Source organism: Burkholderia sp. BCC1638 (assembly GCF_902833195.1).
In the GTDB taxonomy this organism is placed as follows: Bacteria; Pseudomonadota; Gammaproteobacteria; order Burkholderiales; family Burkholderiaceae; genus Burkholderia; species Burkholderia diffusa.
Window position 1 is genome coordinate 16,223 of the sequence record NZ_CADFEC010000015.1, and the last position, 18,077, is coordinate 34,299.

General features: G+C 60.7%; 27 protein-coding genes. All 27 read left to right on the forward strand.

All coding sequences use genetic code 11. The features are described 5' to 3' along the window. The first annotated feature begins 210 nt into the window (after positions 1 to 210). Positions 211 to 2,058 carry a DNA helicase RecQ gene (recQ, locus tag HWX22_RS18650; RefSeq protein WP_059535570.1) on the forward strand — a complete coding sequence of 616 codons (1,848 nt, stop codon included), beginning with the start codon at positions 211 to 213 and terminating at the stop codon, positions 2,056 to 2,058. A gap of 227 nt (positions 2,059 to 2,285) precedes the next feature. Further along, positions 2,286 to 2,666 carry a 30S ribosomal protein S12 gene (gene rpsL, locus HWX22_RS18655; protein ID WP_006400662.1) on the forward strand — a complete coding sequence of 127 codons (381 nt, stop codon included), beginning with the start codon at positions 2,286 to 2,288 and terminating at the stop codon, positions 2,664 to 2,666. Between the two features lie 172 nt (positions 2,667 to 2,838). Further along, positions 2,839 to 3,309 (forward strand): 30S ribosomal protein S7, encoded by a 471-nt coding sequence (gene rpsG / locus HWX22_RS18660; protein WP_034209730.1) that lies wholly within the window; start codon positions 2,839 to 2,841, stop codon positions 3,307 to 3,309. A 123-nt stretch (positions 3,310 to 3,432) separates the two neighbouring features. Next, entirely contained in the window at positions 3,433 to 5,535 is a 2,103-nt protein-coding gene (fusA, locus tag HWX22_RS18665) for an elongation factor G (protein WP_059535572.1), read from the forward strand. A gap of 41 nt (positions 5,536 to 5,576) precedes the next feature. Continuing rightward, positions 5,577 to 6,767, forward strand: a complete 1,191-nt coding sequence (gene tuf, locus HWX22_RS18670) for an elongation factor Tu (RefSeq protein ID WP_006482910.1) — start codon at positions 5,577 to 5,579, stop codon at positions 6,765 to 6,767. A 286-nt stretch (positions 6,768 to 7,053) separates the two neighbouring features. Beyond that, positions 7,054 to 7,365, forward strand: a complete 312-nt coding sequence (gene rpsJ, locus HWX22_RS18675) for a 30S ribosomal protein S10 (protein WP_004199280.1) — start codon at positions 7,054 to 7,056, stop codon at positions 7,363 to 7,365. A gap of 178 nt (positions 7,366 to 7,543) precedes the next feature. Next, positions 7,544 to 8,194: a 50S ribosomal protein L3 gene (gene rplC, locus HWX22_RS18680; protein WP_006752926.1), complete on the forward strand. Its 651-nt coding sequence runs from the start codon at positions 7,544 to 7,546 to the stop codon at positions 8,192 to 8,194. Further along, a complete protein-coding gene (rplD, locus tag HWX22_RS18685) occupies positions 8,194 to 8,814 on the forward strand; it encodes a 50S ribosomal protein L4 (protein WP_006477192.1) in 621 nt (206 codons plus the stop codon). Before rplC ends, rplD begins: the two co-directional genes overlap by 1 nt. Further along, entirely contained in the window at positions 8,811 to 9,125 is a 315-nt protein-coding gene (gene rplW / locus HWX22_RS18690) for a 50S ribosomal protein L23 (RefSeq protein ID WP_004199275.1), read from the forward strand. The genes rplD and rplW overlap by 4 nt, the downstream gene beginning before the upstream one ends. A gap of 2 nt (positions 9,126 to 9,127) precedes the next feature. Next, on the forward strand, positions 9,128 to 9,955 hold the full coding sequence (rplB, locus tag HWX22_RS18695) for a 50S ribosomal protein L2 (protein WP_006482900.1): 828 nt from the start codon (positions 9,128 to 9,130) through the stop codon (positions 9,953 to 9,955). A 10-nt stretch (positions 9,956 to 9,965) separates the two neighbouring features. Continuing rightward, positions 9,966 to 10,241, forward strand: a complete 276-nt coding sequence (gene rpsS / locus HWX22_RS18700; protein WP_004199273.1) for a 30S ribosomal protein S19 — start codon at positions 9,966 to 9,968, stop codon at positions 10,239 to 10,241. Positions 10,242 to 10,253: 12 nt separating this feature from the next. Continuing rightward, the gene (rplV, locus tag HWX22_RS18705; protein ID WP_004199272.1) at positions 10,254 to 10,583 is read left to right on the forward strand and encodes a 50S ribosomal protein L22; all 330 of its coding nucleotides are present in this window, start codon (positions 10,254 to 10,256) and stop codon (positions 10,581 to 10,583) included. Between the two features lie 11 nt (positions 10,584 to 10,594). Continuing rightward, positions 10,595 to 11,395 carry a 30S ribosomal protein S3 gene (gene rpsC / locus HWX22_RS18710; RefSeq protein WP_006482899.1) on the forward strand — a complete coding sequence of 267 codons (801 nt, stop codon included), beginning with the start codon at positions 10,595 to 10,597 and terminating at the stop codon, positions 11,393 to 11,395. 2 nt (positions 11,396 to 11,397) lie between these two features. After that, positions 11,398 to 11,814, forward strand: coding sequence for a 50S ribosomal protein L16 (gene rplP, locus HWX22_RS18715; protein WP_059468475.1), 417 nt, complete (start codon positions 11,398 to 11,400; stop codon positions 11,812 to 11,814). Between the two features lie 9 nt (positions 11,815 to 11,823). Beyond that, complete coding sequence (gene rpmC, locus HWX22_RS18720; RefSeq protein WP_006400652.1) at positions 11,824 to 12,018, forward strand: 50S ribosomal protein L29; 195 nt, start codon at positions 11,824 to 11,826, stop codon at positions 12,016 to 12,018. Continuing rightward, positions 12,015 to 12,287 carry a 30S ribosomal protein S17 gene (gene rpsQ / locus HWX22_RS18725; protein WP_047899582.1) on the forward strand — a complete coding sequence of 91 codons (273 nt, stop codon included), beginning with the start codon at positions 12,015 to 12,017 and terminating at the stop codon, positions 12,285 to 12,287. Before rpmC ends, rpsQ begins: the two co-directional genes overlap by 4 nt. 309 nt (positions 12,288 to 12,596) lie before the next feature. Further along, entirely contained in the window at positions 12,597 to 12,965 is a 369-nt protein-coding gene (gene rplN / locus HWX22_RS18730) for a 50S ribosomal protein L14 (protein WP_006752929.1), read from the forward strand. 9 nt (positions 12,966 to 12,974) lie between these two features. Beyond that, complete coding sequence (gene rplX / locus HWX22_RS18735; protein ID WP_006477187.1) at positions 12,975 to 13,283, forward strand: 50S ribosomal protein L24; 309 nt, start codon at positions 12,975 to 12,977, stop codon at positions 13,281 to 13,283. 16 nt (positions 13,284 to 13,299) lie between these two features. Beyond that, positions 13,300 to 13,839 (forward strand): 50S ribosomal protein L5, encoded by a 540-nt coding sequence (gene rplE, locus HWX22_RS18740; RefSeq protein ID WP_006482882.1) that lies wholly within the window; start codon positions 13,300 to 13,302, stop codon positions 13,837 to 13,839. A gap of 7 nt (positions 13,840 to 13,846) precedes the next feature. After that, entirely contained in the window at positions 13,847 to 14,152 is a 306-nt protein-coding gene (rpsN, locus tag HWX22_RS18745; protein WP_006482884.1) for a 30S ribosomal protein S14, read from the forward strand. A gap of 14 nt (positions 14,153 to 14,166) precedes the next feature. Beyond that, positions 14,167 to 14,562 carry a 30S ribosomal protein S8 gene (gene rpsH, locus HWX22_RS18750; protein ID WP_006477185.1) on the forward strand — a complete coding sequence of 132 codons (396 nt, stop codon included), beginning with the start codon at positions 14,167 to 14,169 and terminating at the stop codon, positions 14,560 to 14,562. An 18-nt stretch (positions 14,563 to 14,580) separates the two neighbouring features. Continuing rightward, on the forward strand, positions 14,581 to 15,111 hold the full coding sequence (gene rplF / locus HWX22_RS18755; protein ID WP_006758786.1) for a 50S ribosomal protein L6: 531 nt from the start codon (positions 14,581 to 14,583) through the stop codon (positions 15,109 to 15,111). 12 nt (positions 15,112 to 15,123) lie between these two features. Continuing rightward, positions 15,124 to 15,489 carry a 50S ribosomal protein L18 gene (rplR, locus tag HWX22_RS18760; protein ID WP_006477183.1) on the forward strand — a complete coding sequence of 122 codons (366 nt, stop codon included), beginning with the start codon at positions 15,124 to 15,126 and terminating at the stop codon, positions 15,487 to 15,489. 14 nt (positions 15,490 to 15,503) lie between these two features. Next, a complete protein-coding gene (rpsE, locus tag HWX22_RS18765) occupies positions 15,504 to 16,022 on the forward strand; it encodes a 30S ribosomal protein S5 (RefSeq protein ID WP_006752931.1) in 519 nt (172 codons plus the stop codon). Positions 16,023 to 16,037: 15 nt separating this feature from the next. Then, positions 16,038 to 16,220, forward strand: a complete 183-nt coding sequence (gene rpmD, locus HWX22_RS18770; RefSeq protein ID WP_006400644.1) for a 50S ribosomal protein L30 — start codon at positions 16,038 to 16,040, stop codon at positions 16,218 to 16,220. Positions 16,221 to 16,246: 26 nt separating this feature from the next. Beyond that, complete coding sequence (gene rplO, locus HWX22_RS18775; protein WP_006482880.1) at positions 16,247 to 16,681, forward strand: 50S ribosomal protein L15; 435 nt, start codon at positions 16,247 to 16,249, stop codon at positions 16,679 to 16,681. 42 nt (positions 16,682 to 16,723) lie between these two features. Beyond that, complete coding sequence (gene secY, locus HWX22_RS18780) at positions 16,724 to 18,073, forward strand: preprotein translocase subunit SecY (RefSeq protein WP_006400642.1); 1,350 nt, start codon at positions 16,724 to 16,726, stop codon at positions 18,071 to 18,073. Positions 18,074 to 18,077: the final 4 nt, after the last annotated feature.

Consider the following 18,077-nt stretch of genomic DNA (forward strand, 5'->3'; position numbering starts at 1 on the left):
TATTCGCTGTCGTCGAAACCGCCCGGTCCGCCGGGCGGTTTTTTTTATCCGTCGTTCACGTGCATGACGGGCTTGCCGCACGCTTGCGCAGGCCCGTCATGCGCGCGAACGAACTCGGTCGATTGGCCAACGGTGCACGATTCGCCGCGCGCTGCGCGAGCGGGTTGTTAAAATCGCGGTCATCGTCCGCCGTCCTCGTTCTCATCATTCATGTCCCGCGCCCTCGAAATTCTCGACGAAGTCTTTGGTTATTCCGCATTTCGCGGCCAACAGGGCGAGATCGTCGAACATGTCGCCGGCGGCGGCGATTGCCTCGTGCTGATGCCGACGGGCGGCGGCAAGTCGCTGTGCTACCAGATTCCGGCGCTGCTGCGTCGCGAAGCCGGGCAGGGCGCCGGCATCGTGGTATCGCCGCTGATCGCGCTGATGCAGGACCAGGTCGCCGCGCTCAGCGAAGTCGGCGTGCGCGCGGCCTACCTGAACTCGACGCTGTCGGGCGCGGAGGCCGCGGCGACCGAGCGCGCGCTGCGCGAGGGCGAGATCGACCTGCTGTACGTCGCGCCGGAGCGTTTGATGACCGGGCGTTTCCTGGACCTGCTCGAGCGCGCGAAGATCGGCCTGTTCGCGATCGACGAGGCGCACTGCGTGTCGCAGTGGGGGCATGACTTCCGTCCCGAATACATCCAGCTGTCGGTGCTGCACGAGCGTTTCCCGTCGGTGCCGCGCATCGCGCTGACGGCCACCGCCGACGCGATCACGCGAGACGAGATCATCCATCGCCTCGCGCTCGACGATGCGCGCGTGTTCGTGTCGAGCTTCGACCGGCCGAACATCCGCTACCGGATCGTCGAGAAGGACAACGCGCGCGCGCAGCTGCTCGACTTCATCCGCGCGGAGCACACGAACGCGGACGGTACGACCGACGCAGGCGTCGTCTACTGCCTGTCGCGCCGCAAGGTCGAGGAAACGGCCGAATGGCTGAAGGCACAGGGCGTGCGCGCGCTGCCGTACCACGCGGGGATGGAGTTCGAGGTGCGACAGAAGCACCAGGAAATGTTCCAGCGCGAGGAAGGCATCGTGATGTGCGCGACCATCGCGTTCGGCATGGGCATCGACAAGCCGGACGTGCGCTTCGTCGCCCATCTCGATTTGCCGAAGAGCGTCGAAGGCTACTACCAGGAAACCGGCCGTGCGGGCCGCGACGGGATGCCGGCGAACGCGTGGATGGCGTATGGGCTCGGCGACGTCGTCCAGCAGCGCAAGATGATCGACGAGTCCGATGCGGACGACGCGCACAAGCGCGTGCAGACGTCGAAGCTCGATGCGCTGCTCGGGCTGTGCGAGACGATCTCGTGCCGGCGTGTGCGGCTTCTGAACTACTTCGGCGAGGCGAGCCAACCGTGCGGAAACTGCGACACATGCCTCGAGCCGCCTGATTCGTGGGACGCGACGCGCGAGGCGCAGATGGCGCTGTCGTGCGTATTCCGCGCGCAGCGCGCGAGCGGCTTCAATTTCGGTTCGAGCCATCTGATCGAGATCCTGCGCGGCGGCCGCACCGAGAAGGTGTTGCAGCGCGGCCACGACCAGCTCAGTACGTTCGGGATCGGCGCGTCGCTGTCCGAGCCCGAGTGGCGCGCGATTTTCCGGCAGCTCGTGGCGTACGGCTATCTGGCGGTCGACCATGGCGGCTTCGGCGCGCTGATGCTGACCGAGGCCGCGAAGCCGGTGCTGAAGAACGAAGAGAAGGTCACGCTGCGCCGCTACGTGAAGCCGCAGCGCACGCGCCAGTCGTCGAGCCGCAGCGGCACGCGGGTCGACCCGACGGCCGGCATGGGCACGCGCGAGCGCGCACGCTGGGATGCGCTGCGCGCGTGGCGCGCGGAAACCGCGAAGTCCGACGGCGTGCCGGCCTACGTGATTTTCCACGACGCGACGCTGGCCGAAATCGCGCGCAACGCGCCGGAGACGATCGACGACCTGCGCCATATCCCCGGCATGGGTGTGCGCAAGCTGGAACGCTTCGGCGACGAGATCATCGACGTCGTCGAATCGGCCTGACACAGGTGTTCAGACCCTTCCGGTAAACCGCCCGCGCGGCTGGCAAATCACGCAAGCCGTTGACTTAGTTGGCATTTCCGGAATATCATACTGGGTTCCGGTATTCGGTGGGCCGAGTCGCGTTCGAAGGTTCGTGTCCGTATCGCCGGTTCGGAAGTCAACTGTGCGTCGATTCTCGCTTTGCCCGAAATCGATGTGCAGATTTTGTTCAATTTCAGGAATAAACAATGCCAACCATCAACCAACTGGTTCGCAAAGGCCGTCAGTCGGAAACGACGAAGAGCAAGAGCCCGGCCCTGCAGGACTGCCCCCAGCGTCGCGGCGTGTGCACCCGTGTGTACACGACGACGCCGAAGAAGCCGAACTCGGCACTCCGTAAGGTCGCCAAGGTTCGTCTGACGAACGGCTTCGAAGTGATTTCGTACATCGGCGGTGAAGGCCACAACCTGCAGGAACACTCGGTTGTGCTGATCCGCGGCGGCCGTGTGAAGGACTTGCCGGGTGTGCGTTACCACATGGTTCGCGGCTCGCTGGATACCCAGGGCGTCAAGGACCGTAAGCAAGCGCGCTCGAAGTACGGCGCAAAGCGTGCAAAGGCTGCCAAGTAAGCAGTTTTTGATCAGGGATCGCCGCAGGGCGGTCAAGGCGGGAGTGCCGGATTGCCGGTGCTGTCGAGTAAGTGGTCACCCGGCCAAGCTGGTTAGTCGTGAAGATGTGATCGGGTTTGTTGGTGACCGCGGGGCTGGATGCAGCTCCAACTGAACAGGTAAAGGAAGAATCATGCCGCGTCGTCGCGAAGTCCCCAAGCGGGAAGTGTTGCCGGATCCGAAGTTCGGCAACGTTGATGTAGCCAAGTTCATGAACATGCTGATGCTGTCCGGCAAGAAGTCGGTCGCAGAGCGCATCGTTTATGGCGCATTCGAACAAATCCAGACCAAGGGTGGCAAGGACCCGCTGGAAGTGTTCACCGTTGCGCTCAACAACGTGAAGCCGGTGGTCGAAGTGAAGAGCCGTCGCGTTGGTGGTGCCAACTATCAGGTTCCGGTCGAAGTGCGCCCGTCGCGTCGTATGGCATTGGCGATGCGCTGGCTGCGTGAGGCTGCGAAGAAGCGTAGCGAGAAGTCGATGGCTCTGCGTCTGGCAGGCGAACTCACCGAAGCGGCCGAAGGCCGTGGCGGCGCGATGAAGAAGCGCGATGAAGTTCACCGCATGGCAGAAGCCAACCGCGCGTTCTCGCATTTCCGTTTCTAAGCGCCTGGCTGGGCTGTTTGCGGAAATAAATTCCGGGCGGGTGCGCTTTTCAGGCGCCTCGCCCGTTTGTGTTGAAGCATGATGCAGCAGGGCTGCATCGTGTTATCCCAGTAGAGGATCAAAGTGGCTCGCAAGACTCCTATCGAGCGCTACCGCAATATCGGTATTAGCGCTCACATCGACGCCGGCAAGACGACGACGACCGAGCGCATTCTGTTTTACACCGGTGTGAACCACAAGATCGGTGAAGTCCACGACGGCGCAGCAACGATGGACTGGATGGAGCAGGAACAGGAGCGTGGCATCACGATCACGTCCGCTGCTACCACGGCCTTCTGGAAGGGCATGGGCGGCAACTATCCGGAACACCGCATCAACATCATCGACACCCCGGGCCACGTCGACTTCACGATCGAAGTGGAGCGTTCGATGCGCGTGCTCGACGGCGCGTGCATGGTGTACTGCGCAGTGGGCGGCGTGCAGCCGCAGTCGGAAACGGTGTGGCGCCAGGCTAACAAGTACAAGGTGCCCCGTCTCGCGTTCGTCAACAAGATGGACCGTACCGGCGCGAACTTCTTCAAGGTCTACGACCAGCTCCGTCTGCGCCTGAAGGCGAACCCGGTTCCGGTCGTGGTGCCGATCGGCTCGGAAGAAAACTTCAAGGGCGTGGTCGACCTGATCAAGATGAAGGCGATCATTTGGGACGAAGCGTCGCAAGGCACGAAGTTCGACTACGTCGACATCCCGGCCGAGCTCGCCGAGACCTGCAAGGAATGGCGCGAAAAGATGGTCGAAGTGGCTGCCGAAGCCAGCGAAGACCTGATGAACAAGTACCTGGAAGAAGGCGATCTGCCGGAAGCCGACATCGTCAAGGCGCTGCGTGACCGTACGATCGCGTGCGAAATCCAGCCGATGCTGTGCGGTACCGCGTTCAAGAACAAGGGCGTGCAGCGTATGCTCGACGCCGTGATCGACTTCCTGCCGTCGCCGGTCGACATCCCGCCGGTCAAGGGCGAGCTCGAAAACGGTGAAGAAGCAGAGCGCAAGGCGTCGGACGACGAGAAGTTCTCGTCGCTCGCGTTCAAGATCATGACCGACCCGTTCGTCGGCCAACTGATCTTCTTCCGTGTGTACTCGGGCGTCGTCAACTCGGGCGACACGCTGCTGAACTCGACCAAGGGCAAGAAGGAACGCCTCGGCCGTATTCTGCAGATGCACGCGAACCAGCGTGAAGAAATCAAGGAAGTCCGTGCAGGCGACATCGCTGCTGCGGTCGGCCTGAAGGAAGCGACCACGGGCGACACGCTGTGCGACCCGGCGAACCCGATCGTTCTCGAGCGCATGGTGTTCCCGGAGCCGGTGATTTCGCAGGCTGTCGAGCCGAAGACCAAGGCTGACCAGGAAAAGATGGGCCTCGCGCTGAACCGTCTGGCGCAGGAAGACCCGTCGTTCCGCGTGCAGACCGACGAAGAATCGGGCCAGACCATCATTTCGGGCATGGGCGAGCTCCACCTCGAAATTCTGGTCGACCGGATGAAGCGTGAATTCGGCGTGGAAGCGACCGTCGGCAAGCCGCAGGTTGCATACCGCGAAACGATCCGTTCGACGGCGAAGGACGTCGACGGCAAGTTCGTCAAGCAGTCGGGTGGTCGCGGCCAGTACGGTCACGCGGTCATCACGCTCGAGCCGAACGAACAGGGCAAGGGCTACGAGTTCTTCGACGAGATCAAGGGTGGTGTGATTCCGCGTGAATACATCCCGGCGGTCGACAAGGGTATCCAGGACACGCTGAAGTCGGGCGTGCTGGCTGGCTTCCCGGTCGTCGACGTGAAGGTTCACCTGACGTTCGGTTCGTACCACGACGTTGACTCGAACGAAAACGCGTTCCGCATGGCCGGTTCGATGGCGTTCAAGGAAGCGATGCGCAAGGCGAACCCGGTCGTCCTCGAGCCGATGATGGCTGTCGAAGTCGAGACGCCGGAAGACTACATGGGCAACGTGATGGGCGACCTGTCGGGCCGTCGCGGTATCGTCCAGGGCATGGAAGACATGGTTGGCGGCGGCAAGATCGTTCGCGCCGAAGTGCCGCTGTCGGAAATGTTCGGTTACTCGACGTCGCTGCGTTCGCTGACGCAAGGTCGTGCAACGTACACGATGGAGTTCAAGCACTACGCTGAAGCTCCGCGCAACGTTGCTGAAGCGATCATCAGCGCGAAGTCGAAGTAAATCTGAAGCTACCAACCGATATTTTTTGAAAGAAGAGAATCATGGCAAAAGAAAAGTTTGAGCGGACCAAGCCGCACGTCAACGTTGGTACGATTGGTCACGTTGACCACGGCAAGACGACGCTGACGGCAGCGATCACGACGGTTCTGACGAAGAAGTTCGGCGGCGAAGCGAAGGCCTACGACCAGATCGACGCGGCGCCGGAAGAAAAGGCGCGCGGCATCACGATCAACACGGCACACGTCGAGTACGAAACGGCAAACCGCCACTACGCACACGTCGACTGCCCGGGCCACGCTGACTATGTGAAGAACATGATCACGGGCGCAGCGCAGATGGACGGCGCGATCCTGGTTTGCTCGGCAGCAGACGGCCCGATGCCGCAAACGCGTGAGCACATCCTGCTGGCGCGTCAGGTTGGCGTTCCGTACATCATCGTGTTCCTGAACAAGTGCGACATGGTGGACGACGCTGAACTGCTCGAGCTGGTCGAGATGGAAGTTCGCGAACTGCTGTCGAAGTACGACTTCCCGGGCGACGACACGCCGATCGTGAAGGGCTCGGCGAAGCTGGCGCTGGAAGGCGACACGGGCGAGCTGGGCGAAGTGGCGATCATGAGCCTGGCAGACGCACTGGACACGTACATCCCGACGCCGGAGCGTGCAGTTGACGGCGCGTTCCTGATGCCGGTGGAAGACGTGTTCTCGATCTCGGGCCGCGGTACGGTGGTGACGGGTCGTGTCGAGCGCGGCATCGTGAAGGTCGGCGAGGAAATCGAAATCGTCGGTATCAAGCCGACGGTGAAGACGACCTGCACGGGCGTTGAAATGTTCCGCAAGCTGCTGGACCAAGGTCAGGCAGGCGACAACGTCGGTATCCTGCTGCGCGGCACGAAGCGTGAAGACGTGGAGCGTGGCCAGGTTCTGGCGAAGCCGGGTTCGATCACGCCGCACACGCACTTCACGGCTGAAGTGTACGTGCTGAGCAAGGACGAAGGCGGCCGTCACACGCCGTTCTTCAACAACTACCGTCCGCAGTTCTACTTCCGTACGACGGACGTGACGGGCTCGATCGAGCTGCCGAAGGACAAGGAAATGGTGATGCCGGGCGACAACGTGTCGATCACGGTGAAGCTGATCGCTCCGATCGCGATGGAAGAAGGTCTGCGCTTCGCAATCCGCGAAGGCGGCCGTACCGTCGGCGCCGGCGTCGTCGCCAAGATCATCGAGTAACATCGACGATCCGCGGATCCCTCCGGGGTCCGCGATTCCGCGGTAGGCAGTCGTACCGTCGAAACCGGGTGTCCAGTTTGATCTGGGACCCGGTTTTGTCTTTGTGGCGTGCGCGTTGCCGTCTTGACAAACGCACACCACCATTCCGATTTTTCGTGTAGAATCGCGGGCTTAGCAGTGGAAGTACCGTTCGGAAGCTGGCGCCTCGCTCCCCGCAGGTAACAGGTTTCGCGTTCTTTTAGTGTCCGGCGATGCAACATCGCCTCGCTCTTTTCAAGGAATCGTCATGCAGCAACAGAAAATCCGCATTCGCCTGAAGGCTTTCGACTATCGTCTGATCGATCAATCGGCTGCCGAAATCGTCGATACCGCGAAGCGGACTGGCGCAATCGTCCGTGGCCCGGTGCCGCTGCCGACGCGCATTCAGCGTTTTGACATCCTGCGTTCGCCGCACGTCAACAAGACGTCGCGCGATCAGCTCGAAATCCGTACCCACCAGCGCCTGATGGACATCGTCGATCCGACCGACAAGACGGTTGACGCGCTGATGAAGCTCGACCTGCCGGCTGGCGTCGACGTGGAAATCAAGCTGCAGTAAGGCTTTCGGCGCCATCCGGCGTGCCGGGCGGTGCTAAGTCTTTGTATTGCTTGCGGAAATCGATGAGTCGGGCTATACTGCTTGGCTTTTCGCGTATTCGCGTAAAAAAGTTGGGCCTTGCGTGCCCGGCATTTTGTAAATCAGCCCCGACCAATCGCAGTCGGGAATGGAGAAAATGATGAGCCTTGGACTCGTAGGTCGCAAGGTTGGCATGACCCGTATCTTCACGGCTGAAGGGGATTCGATTCCCGTCACCGTGCTGGACGTGTCGGACAACCGCGTGACGCAGATCAAGACTGTTGAAACCGACGGCTACACGGCCGTGCAGGTTGCATTCGGCTCCCGCCGCGCATCGCGCGTGACGAAGCCGCTGGCAGGTCATCTCGCCAAAGCCGGTGTCGAAGCCGGTGAAATCCTCAAGGAATTCCGCATTGACGCGGCCAAGGCAGCTGAGCTGTCGAATGGCGCCGTGGTCGGTGCTGATCTTTTCGAAGTGGGCCAGAAGGTCGACGTGCAAGGCGTGTCGATCGGTAAGGGCTACGCCGGTACGATCAAGCGTTACAACTTCTCCTCCGGCCGTGCTACCCACGGTAACTCGCGCTCGCACAACGTGCCGGGCTCGATCGGTATGGCGCAGGATCCGGGTCGCGTTTTCCCGGGTAAGCGCATGACGGGTCACCTCGGTGACGTTACGGTGACGGTGCAGAACCTCGAAATCGCTCGTATCGATGCAGAGCGCAAGCTGCTGCTCGTCAAGGGTGCGATTCCGGGCGCGAAGGGCGGCAAGGTTTTCGTGACGCCGGCCGTCAAGACCAAGGGGGCGAAATAATGGAACTCAAGCTCCTGAACGAAAATGGTCAGGAAGGTGCAGTGGTCAACGCGTCGGACGTCGTGTTCGGTCGTGACTACAACGAAGCGCTGATCCACCAGGTCGTCGTCGCGTACCAGGCGAATGCTCGCCAGGGTAACCGCGCACAGAAGGACCGTGAGCAAGTCAAGCACACCACCAAGAAGCCGTGGCGTCAGAAGGGTACGGGCCGCGCTCGTGCCGGTATGTCGTCGAGCCCGCTGTGGCGTGGCGGTGGTCGCATCTTCCCGAACTCGCCGGAAGAGAACTTCTCGCACAAGGTCAACAAGAAGATGCATCGCGCAGGTCTCTGCTCGATCTTCTCGCAGCTGGCCCGTGAAGGCCGCCTGTCGGTCGTCGAGGACATCATCCTCGAAGCGCCGAAGACCAAGCTGCTGGCTGACAAATTCAAGACCATGGGTCTCGACTCCGTGCTGATCATTACGGACACGGTCGACGAGAACCTGTACCTGGCTTCGCGCAACCTGCCGCACGTGGCGATTGTCGAGCCGCGCTACGCTGACCCGCTGTCGCTGATCTACTTCAAGAAAGTGCTGGTCACGAAGGCTGCGGTCGCCCAGATCGAGGAGTTGCTGTCATGAGCGAGATTCGCAAGAACGATCATCGTTTGATGCAGGTCCTGCTCGCACCGGTGATCTCGGAAAAGGCGACGCTGGTTGCCGACAAGAACGAGCAAGTCGTGTTCGAAGTCGCACCGGATGCCACGAAGCAGGAAGTGAAGGCGGCTGTCGAGCTGCTGTTCAAGGTTGAAGTTGATTCGGTCAACGTGCTGGTTCAGAAGGGCAAGCAAAAGCGCTTCGGCCGTTCGATGGGCCGCCGTAAGGACGTGAAGAAGGCGTACGTTTGCCTGAAGCCCGGCCAGGAAATCAACTTTGAAGCGGAGGCCAAGTAATCATGGCAATCGTGAAAGTTAAACCGACTTCGCCGGGTCGCCGCGCGATGGTCAAGGTGGTCAACAAGAATCTGCACCAGGGCAAGCCGTTCGCGGCACTGCTCGACTCGCAGAGCTCGACCGCCGGCCGTAACAACAACGGCCGTATCACCACGCGTCACAAGGGTGGTGGTCACAAGCAGCATTACCGTATCGTCGATTTCCGTCGCACGAAGGACGGCATCCCGGCAAAGGTCGAGCGTCTCGAGTACGACCCGAACCGTAGCGCGAACATCGCGCTGGTGCTCTACGCAGACGGCGAGCGTCGCTACATCATCGCCCCGAAGGGCCTGACCGTCGGCCAACAGCTGATGTCGGGTTCGGAAGCGCCGATCCGTGCAGGCAACACGCTGCCGATCCGCAACATTCCGGTCGGTACGACGATCCACTGCATCGAGATGCTGCCGGGCAAGGGCGCGCAAATGGCGCGTTCGGCTGGCACGTCGGCCATGCTGCTGGCACGTGAAGGCGTCTACGCGCAGGTTCGTCTGCGTTCGGGCGAAATCCGCCGCGTGCACATCGAGTGCCGTGCAACGATCGGTGAAGTCGGCAACGAAGAGCATAGCCTGCGCCAAATCGGCAAGGCTGGCGCGAACCGCTGGCGCGGTATCCGCCCGACGGTGCGTGGCGTTGCGATGAACCCGGTTGATCACCCGCACGGTGGTGGTGAGGGCAAGACGGCTGCAGGTCGCGACCCGGTGAGCCCGTGGGGTACGCCGGCTAAGGGTTACCGCACCCGCAGCAACAAGCGCACGACGACGATGATCGTCCAGCGCCGTCACAAGCGTTAAGGAGTAGGCAATGGCACGTTCTGTAAAAAAAGGTCCGTTCTGCGACGCCCATTTGCTGAAGAAAGTTGAGGCGGCTGCAGCTTCGCGCGACAAAAAGCCGATCAAGACCTGGTCGCGTCGCTCGACGATTCTGCCGGATTTCATCGGCCTGACGATCGCTGTTCACAACGGCCGTCAACACGTTCCGGTGTACATCTCGGAAAACATGGTCGGCCACAAGCTTGGCGAGTTCGCACTGACCCGTACGTTCAAGGGTCACGCGGCCGACAAGAAGGCCAAGAAATAAGGGGCAATCAAGATGGAAGTGAAAGCAATTCATCGCGGTGCCCGCATCTCGGCGCAAAAAACGCGCCTTGTGGCTGACCAGATCCGCGGTTTGCCGGTCGACAAGGCGCTGAACGTTCTGACGTTCTCGCCGAAGAAGGCGGCTGGCATCGTGAAGAAGGTTGTGCTGTCGGCAATCGCGAATGCGGAGCACAACGAAGGCGCTGATATCGACGAGCTCAAGATCAAGAGCATCTACGTCGACAAGGCTGCATCGCTCAAGCGTTTCACCGCGCGCGCCAAGGGCCGCGGTAACCGCATCGAGAAGCAATCCTGTCACATCACTGTGACGGTCGGGAATTAAGGAGCCATACGATGGGACAGAAAATTCATCCGACTGGCTTCCGCCTGGCTGTCAGCCGCAATTGGGCTTCGCGTTGGTACGCGAACAACAACAATTTCGCGGCGATGCTGCAGGAAGACATCGGTGTTCGTGAATACCTGAAGAAGAAGCTGAAGAACGCTTCGGTCGGTCGGGTCGTCATCGAGCGTCCGGCAAAGAACGCGCGCATCACGATTTACAGCTCGCGTCCGGGCGTCGTCATCGGCAAGAAGGGCGAGGATATCGAACAGCTGAAGACGGAACTGCAACGCCGCATGGGCGTGCCGGTTCACGTCAACATCGAAGAAATCCGCAAGCCGGAAACCGATGCGCAACTGATCGCTGACTCGATCACGCAACAGCTCGAGCGCCGGATCATGTTCCGTCGCGCGATGAAGCGTGCGATGCAGAACGCGATGCGTCTGGGTGCCCAAGGCATCAAGATCATGAGCGCAGGCCGTCTGAACGGTATCGAAATCGCTCGTACGGAGTGGTATCGCGAAGGTCGCGTGCCCCTTCACACGCTGCGTGCCGACATCGACTACGCGACCTCGGAAGCGAAGACGACCTACGGCATCATCGGCGTCAAGGTATGGGTGTACAAGGGCGACACGCTCGGCCGCAATGACGCGCCGGTGGTCGAAGAAGTAGCCGAAGACAAGCGTCCGCGTCGCAATGCGCGTCCGGGCGACCGTCGTCCGCGCCGTGACGGCGAAGGCGGCGCTCCGGGTGCTCGTCGTGGCGCACCGCGCCGTGGCGCCGGCAAGCCCGAAGACGGCAAGACGGGAGAATAACGATGCTGCAACCGAAACGCAGGAAGTATCGTAAAGAGCAGAAGGGTCGTAACACCGGCAAGGCGACGCGCGGCAACGCAGTGTCGTTCGGTGAATTCGGTCTGAAGGCGATCGGTCGCGGTCGTTTGACCGCACGTCAAATTGAAGCGGCGCGTCGTGCAATGACGCGTCACATCAAGCGTGGCGGCCGCATCTGGATCCGGATCTTCCCGGACAAGCCGATTTCGCAAAAGCCGGCAGAAGTGCGTATGGGTAACGGTAAGGGTAACCCGGAGTACTACGTCGCCGAAATCCAGCCGGGCAAGATGCTCTATGAAATGGACGGCGTAACCGAAGAACTGGCACGCGAAGCGTTCCGTCTGGCCGCAGCGAAGCTGCCGCTGAAGACGACGTTCATCGTGCGCCAGCTCGGCGCCTAAGGAGAAAACATGAAGGCTTCCGAACTTCTCCAGAAAGACCAGGCCGCGCTCAACAAGGAGCTGGCGGACCTGCTGAAGGCGCAATTCGGCCTGCGCATGCAACTCGCGACCCAGCAGCTCACGAACACGAGCCAGCTGAAGAAGGTTCGTCGCGATATCGCACGTGTGCGGACCGTCATGACTCAGAAGGCGAACCAGAAATGAACGATAGCGTGAAAACCTCGCTGAAGCGGACGCTGGTCGGTCGGGTCGTCAGCAACAAGATGGACAAGACCGTCACCGTGCTGATCGAGCACCGCGTCAAGCACCCGATCTACGGCAAGTATGTCGTGCGCTCGAAGAAGTACCACGCGCATGATGAAGCGAACACCTGCAACGAAGGCGATCTCGTCGAAATCCAGGAAACTCGTCCTGTTTCGAAGACGAAGGCCTGGGCGGTGTCGCGCCTCGTCGAAGCAGCTCGCGTCATCTAAGCGGGCAGAGCAGTAGGCAGTAACAGGCACTTCGCCAAGAAGTGCTTGAAATCGCAAAGTTTTTGCTTGCGTGACCGGGATTATTTGTTATAATCCCGGTCTTCCCTCTTTATGGGAGCCCCGTCGCGGGCGAAGTTGGTGGGGGAAGCGGACTGGCGCCAGCCTGTCCGAAAGATTCACCGAATTGCGATGGCGGGTTTCGTTTGCCGTCGCTGCTGTTCCAACCCAAGCAGCCGATTGGCTGACGGGACCAAGACTGACCGAATGCATCATGGTGGTGCATCCGGATTAAGTTGGGAAAGACAAACCATGATCCAGACCGAATCTCGGCTCGAAGTAGCCGACAACACGGGTGCGCGTGAAGTCATGTGCATCAAGGTGCTCGGCGGCTCGAAGCGTCGTTATGCCGGCATTGGCGACATCATCAAGGTGACCGTCAAAGAAGCAACGCCGCGCGGGCGCGTGAAGAAAGGCGAAATCTACAACGCCGTGGTGGTCCGCACCGCCAAGGGTGTTCGCCGTCAAGACGGCTCGCTGATCAAGTTCGACGGCAACGCCGCTGTGCTTTTGAATAACAAGCTTGAGCCGATCGGCACCCGTATCTTCGGGCCGGTGACGCGTGAGCTGCGTAGCGAACGATTCATGAAGATCGTTTCGCTGGCGCCGGAAGTGCTGTAAGGAGTCGCGATGAACAAGATTCGCAAAGGTGACGAAGTTATCGTCGTCACTGGCAAGGACAAGGGCAAGCGCGGCGTCGTGCTGGCTGTCGGTGCAGAACATGTGACGGTTGAAGGTATCAACCTCGTCAAGAAGCATGTGAAGCCGAACCCGATGAAGGGTACGACGGGCGGCGTGGAAGCGAAGACGATGCCCCTGCATATTTCGAACGTCGCACTGGTCGACGCGAATGGCAAGGCGTCGCGTGTTGGCATCAAGGTCGAGGAAGGCAAGAAGGTTCGCTTCCTGAAGACGACCGGTGCCGTACTGAGCGCCTGACGCAGCGGAGTAAAAAATGGCTCGTTTTCAAGAGTTTTACAAAGAAAAGGTTGTGCCCGGCCTGATCGAGAAGTTCGGTTACAAGTCGGTCATGGAAGTGCCGCGCATCACCAAGATCACGCTGAACATGGGTCTTGGCGAAGCGATCGCTGACAAGAAGATCATCGAGAACGCCGTTGGCGACCTCACGAAGATCGCTGGTCAGAAGCCGGTCGTCACGAAGGCTCGCAAGGCAATCGCAGGCTTCAAGATCCGCCAGGGATACCCGATCGGCGCGATGGTGACGCTGCGTGGTCGTGCGATGTACGAATTCCTCGACCGTTTCGTGACCGTTGCCCTGCCCCGCGTGCGTGACTTCCGCGGTGTGTCGGGCCGTGCTTTCGATGGCCGCGGCAACTACAACATCGGTGTGAAAGAGCAGATCATTTTCCCCGAAATCGACTACGACAAGATCGACGCACTGCGTGGGCTGAACATCAGCATCACGACGACTGCGAAGACCGACGACGAAGCAAAGGCTCTGCTCGCCAGCTTCAAGTTCCCGTTCAGAAACTGAGGTTACCGTGGCTAAACTGGCACTGATCGAACGTGAAAAGAAGCGCGCCCGCCTGGTCGCGAAGTTCGCAGCAAAGCGCGAAGCGCTGAAGGCGATCGTCGAAGACCAAAGCAAGTCGGAAGAAGAGCGCTACGAAGCACGCCTTGAGCTGCAGCAACTGCCCCGCAACGCAAACCCGACCCGCCAGCGTAACCGCTGCGCGATCACGGGCCGTCCGCGTGGCACGTTCCGTAAATTCGGCCTCGCGCGTAACAAGATTCGTGAAATCGCATTCCGTGGCGAGATTCCTGGCCTGACCAAGGCGAGCTGGTAATAGGAGAAACGTAAATGAGCATGAGTGATCCTATCGCCGATATGCTGACTCGCATCCGCAACGCGCAGATGGTCGAGAAGGTATCGGTCGCGATGCCCTCGTCGAAGGTCAAGGTTGCAATCGCGCAAGTCCTGAAGGACGAAGGTTATATCGACGATTTCGCCGTCAAGGCGGAAGGTGCGAAGTCCGAACTGAATATCGCGCTGAAGTACTACGCAGGTCGCCCGGTCATCGAACGCCTCGAGCGCGTGTCGAAGCCTGGTCTGCGCGTGTACCGCGGCCGTAACGACATTCCGCAGGTCATGAATGGCCTGGGCGTGGCAATCGTGTCGACGCCGAAGGGCGTGATGACCGACCGCAAGGCGCGCGCTACCGGCGTCGGCGGCGAAGTCATCTGCTACGTCGCTTAAAGCCGAGGAGAGAGAAACATGTCTCGAGTAGGTAAGAGCCCGATCGCGCTGCAAGGCGCGGAAGTCAAGCTGGCCGACGGTGCTATCACCGTCAAGGGCCCGCTGGGCACCATCACGCAAGCGATCAATCCGCTCGTGAACGTGGCGAACAACGACGGCACGCTGAATCTGTCGCCGGTCGACGAAAGCCGCGAAGCAAACGCACTGTCGGGCACGATGCGCGCGATCATCGCGAATGCCGTGCACGGCGTGACCAAGGGTTTCGAGCGCAAGCTGACGCTGGTTGGCGTCGGTTATCGTGCGCAAGCGCAAGGCGACAAGCTGAACCTGTCGCTGGGTTTCTCGCACCCGGTGGTGCACCAGATGCCGGAAGGCGTCAAGGCTGAAACCCCGACGCAAACCGAAATCGTGATCAAGGGGATCAACAAGCAACAAGTCGGTCAAGTGGCTGCGGAAGTCCGCGGTTACCGTCCGCCGGAGCCCTACAAGGGCAAGGGCGTGCGCTATTCCGACGAGGTTGTGATCCTCAAAGAAACGAAGAAGAAGTAAGGGTGCGCAATCATGGATAAGACTCAATCTCGCCTGCGCCGCGCTCGCCAGACGCGTATCAAGATCGCTGAGCTGCAGGTCGCGCGTCTCGCCGTGCATCGCACGAACACGCACATCTACGCTCAAGTGTTCTCGCCCTGCGGCACCAAGGTGCTCGCCAGCGCGTCGACGCTCGAAGCAGAAGTGCGCGCCGAACTGGCCGACAAGTCGGGCAAGGGCGGCAACGTTAATGCTGCGACGCTGATCGGCAAGCGTATTGCCGAGAAGGCAAAGGCCGCCGGCATCGAATCCGTCGCCTTCGACCGCTCGGGCTTCCGCTACCATGGCCGCGTCAAGGCGCTGGCTGAGGCAGCTCGCGAAGCTGGGCTCAAGTTCTAAGGAAGGAATTCGTCATGGCAAAGATGCAAGCGAAAGTTCAGGCTGACGAGCGCGACGACGGCCTTCGCGAAAAGATGATTTCGGTCAACCGCGTGACCAAGGTCGTGAAGGGTGGCCGTATTCTCGGCTTCGCCGCACTGACCGTGGTCGGCGACGGTGATGGCCGCATCGGTATGGGCAAGGGCAAGGCGAAGGAAGTGCCGGTCGCTGTCCAGAAGGCAATGGAACAAGCTCGCCGCAACATGTTCAAGGTGCCGCTCAAGAACGGCACGCTGCAGCACGAAGTGCACGGCAAGCATGGCGCATCCGCTGTCCTCCTCGCTCCGGCGAAGGCAGGTACGGGCGTGATCGCCGGCGGCCCGATGCGCGCAGTGTTCGACGTGATGGGCGTTCAGAACGTCGTGGCAAAGAGCCACGGTTCGACGAACCCGTACAACCTCGTTCGCGCCACGCTGGACGGTCTGCGCAAGCAGTCGACCCCGGCAGACATCGCGGCGAAGCGCGGCAAGTCCGTCGAAGATATTTTGGGCTAAGCCCGGGTGGTCACCATGTCTGAAAAAACTGTCAAGGTTCAGCTCGTTAAGAGCCTGATCGGGACCCGCGAATCGCACCGCGCGACCGTGCGTGGCCTGGGCCTGCGCCGACTCAACTCGGTTAGCGAGCTGCAGGACACGCCGGCGGTCCGCGGCATGATCAACAAGGTCTCGTACCTCGTTAAGGTCATCGCGTAAGCGGCCCTACGGATCAAGGAGTTGATATGGAATTGAATAACCTGAAGCCGGCCGCTGGCGCCAAGCACGCCAAGCGTCGCGTCGGCCGCGGCATCGGTTCGGGCCTCGGCAAGACGGCTGGCCGTGGTCACAAGGGTCAGAAATCGCGTTCGGGCGGCTTCCACAAAGTCGGTTTCGAAGGCGGTCAGATGCCGCTGCAACGTCGTCTGCCGAAGCGCGGCTTCACGTCGCTGACGAAGGAATTCGTCGGTGAAGTGCGCCTGGGCGACCTCGAGAAGCTGCCGGTCGATGAAATCGATCTGCTCGCACTGAAGCAAGCCGGCCTGGTCGGCGAGCTGACGAAGAGCGCAAAGATCATCGCGACGGGCGAACTGAAGCGCAAGATCGTCGTGAAGGGTCTCGGTGCCACCAAGGGTGCGCGCGCTGCGATCGAAGCGGCTGGCGGTTCGTTCGCCGAGTGACACGCGTAGCGCGTCGTTACTTGCATTCATCGGAGAAGGTACTTGGCTAACAGCCCGAGTCTTGCAAAACCCGGTCGAAGCACGGCGAAATTCGGCGATCTGCGTCGGCGAGCGATGTTCCTGCTCCTGGCGCTGATCGTCTATCGCATCGGCGCGCACATCCCCGTGCCGGGCATCGATCCGGATCAACTGGCGAAGCTGTTCCAGAGTCAGGCGGGCGGCATCCTGGGCATGTTCAACATGTTCTCGGGTGGCGCGCTTTCCCGCTTCACGATCTTTGCGCTGGGGATCATGCCGTACATCTCGGCGTCGATCATCATGCAGTTGCTGGCGATCGTCTCGCCGCAGCTCGAGGCGCTGAAGAAGGAAGGGCAGGCAGGGCAACGGAAGATCACGCAGTACACGCGGTATTTCACCGTGGTGCTCGCGACCTTCCAGGCGTTCGGTATCGCGGCTGCGCTGGAAAACCAGCCGGGCCTCGTGATCGACCCCGGCATGCTGTTCCGGCTGACGACGGTCGTGACGCTGGTTACCGGCACGATGTTCCTGATGTGGCTGGGTGAGCAGATCACCGAGCGTGGTCTGGGCAACGGCATCTCGATCATCATCTTCGGCGGGATCGCAGCAGGGTTCCCGAATGCCGTCGGTGGGCTGTTCGAGCTGGTGCGCACGGGTTCGATGAGCATCATTTCGGCGATCATCATCGTCGTTCTGATTGCCGCGGTGACTTACCTGGTCGTGTTCATCGAACGCGGTCAGCGCAAGATCCTCGTGAACTACGCGAAGCGCCAGGTCGGCAACAAGATCTACGGTGGCCAGTCGTCGCACTTGCCGCTGAAGCTGAACATGTCGGGCGTGATTCCACCGATCTTCGCGTCGTCGATCATCCTGTTCCCGGCCACGATTCTGGGCTGGTTCAGCACGGGTCAGCCGTCGGGAAGCTGGATCTCCAACACGTTGCATAACGTCGCGGAGGCGCTGAAGCCGGGTCAGCCGGTCTATGTGCTGCTGTACACGCTGGCAATCGTGTTTTTCTGCTTCTTCTACACCGCACTGGTGTTCAACAGCAGGGAAACCGCGGACAACCTGAAGAAGAGCGGCGCGTTTGTTCCGGGCATTCGTCCGGGCGATCAGACCGCACGATATATCGACCGCATCCTCACGCGTCTGACGCTGGCCGGTGCGATCTACATCGTCTTCGTGTGTCTGCTGCCGGAATTCCTGGTGCTGCGCTGGAACGTGCCGTTTTATTTTGGTGGAACGTCGCTGCTGATCATTGTCGTCGTCACGATGGACTTCATGGCGCAGGTGCAGTCGTACGTTATGTCGCAACAGTATGAGTCGCTGCTCAAGAAGGCAAACTTCAAGGGCGGCAACATCCCAATGCGTTAATTAA

Excerpts from the sequence above, each read along its gene's own strand:
- rpsJ (WP_004199280.1), top strand. The coding sequence starts at position 7,054 with ATGCAGCAACAGAAAATCCGCATTCGCCTGAAGGCTTTCGACTATCGT.
- rplE (WP_006482882.1), top strand. The coding sequence starts at position 13,300 with ATGGCTCGTTTTCAAGAGTTTTACAAAGAAAAGGTTGTGCCCGGCCTG.
- rplC (WP_006752926.1), top strand. The coding sequence starts at position 7,544 with ATGAGCCTTGGACTCGTAGGTCGCAAGGTTGGCATGACCCGTATCTTC.
- rpsS (WP_004199273.1), top strand. The coding sequence starts at position 9,966 with ATGGCACGTTCTGTAAAAAAAGGTCCGTTCTGCGACGCCCATTTGCTG.
- rpsH (WP_006477185.1), top strand. The coding sequence starts at position 14,167 with ATGAGCATGAGTGATCCTATCGCCGATATGCTGACTCGCATCCGCAAC.
- rplX (WP_006477187.1), top strand. The coding sequence starts at position 12,975 with ATGAACAAGATTCGCAAAGGTGACGAAGTTATCGTCGTCACTGGCAAG.
- rplD (WP_006477192.1), top strand. The coding sequence starts at position 8,194 with ATGGAACTCAAGCTCCTGAACGAAAATGGTCAGGAAGGTGCAGTGGTC.
- rplB (WP_006482900.1), top strand. The coding sequence starts at position 9,128 with ATGGCAATCGTGAAAGTTAAACCGACTTCGCCGGGTCGCCGCGCGATG.
- rpsG (WP_034209730.1), top strand. The coding sequence starts at position 2,839 with ATGCCGCGTCGTCGCGAAGTCCCCAAGCGGGAAGTGTTGCCGGATCCG.
- rplP (WP_059468475.1), top strand. The coding sequence starts at position 11,398 with ATGCTGCAACCGAAACGCAGGAAGTATCGTAAAGAGCAGAAGGGTCGT.
- rpmD (WP_006400644.1), top strand. The coding sequence starts at position 16,038 with ATGTCTGAAAAAACTGTCAAGGTTCAGCTCGTTAAGAGCCTGATCGGG.
- rplW (WP_004199275.1), top strand. The coding sequence starts at position 8,811 with ATGAGCGAGATTCGCAAGAACGATCATCGTTTGATGCAGGTCCTGCTC.
- rpsE (WP_006752931.1), top strand. The coding sequence starts at position 15,504 with ATGGCAAAGATGCAAGCGAAAGTTCAGGCTGACGAGCGCGACGACGGC.
- rplO (WP_006482880.1), top strand. The coding sequence starts at position 16,247 with ATGGAATTGAATAACCTGAAGCCGGCCGCTGGCGCCAAGCACGCCAAG.
- rplF (WP_006758786.1), top strand. The coding sequence starts at position 14,581 with ATGTCTCGAGTAGGTAAGAGCCCGATCGCGCTGCAAGGCGCGGAAGTC.
- rpmC (WP_006400652.1), top strand. The coding sequence starts at position 11,824 with ATGAAGGCTTCCGAACTTCTCCAGAAAGACCAGGCCGCGCTCAACAAG.
- rplR (WP_006477183.1), top strand. The coding sequence starts at position 15,124 with ATGGATAAGACTCAATCTCGCCTGCGCCGCGCTCGCCAGACGCGTATC.
- rplN (WP_006752929.1), top strand. The coding sequence starts at position 12,597 with ATGATCCAGACCGAATCTCGGCTCGAAGTAGCCGACAACACGGGTGCG.
- tuf (WP_006482910.1), top strand. The coding sequence starts at position 5,577 with ATGGCAAAAGAAAAGTTTGAGCGGACCAAGCCGCACGTCAACGTTGGT.
- rpsL (WP_006400662.1), top strand. The coding sequence starts at position 2,286 with ATGCCAACCATCAACCAACTGGTTCGCAAAGGCCGTCAGTCGGAAACG.
- rpsQ (WP_047899582.1), top strand. The coding sequence starts at position 12,015 with ATGAACGATAGCGTGAAAACCTCGCTGAAGCGGACGCTGGTCGGTCGG.
- recQ (WP_059535570.1), top strand. The coding sequence starts at position 211 with ATGTCCCGCGCCCTCGAAATTCTCGACGAAGTCTTTGGTTATTCCGCA.
- rplV (WP_004199272.1), top strand. The coding sequence starts at position 10,254 with ATGGAAGTGAAAGCAATTCATCGCGGTGCCCGCATCTCGGCGCAAAAA.
- rpsC (WP_006482899.1), top strand. The coding sequence starts at position 10,595 with ATGGGACAGAAAATTCATCCGACTGGCTTCCGCCTGGCTGTCAGCCGC.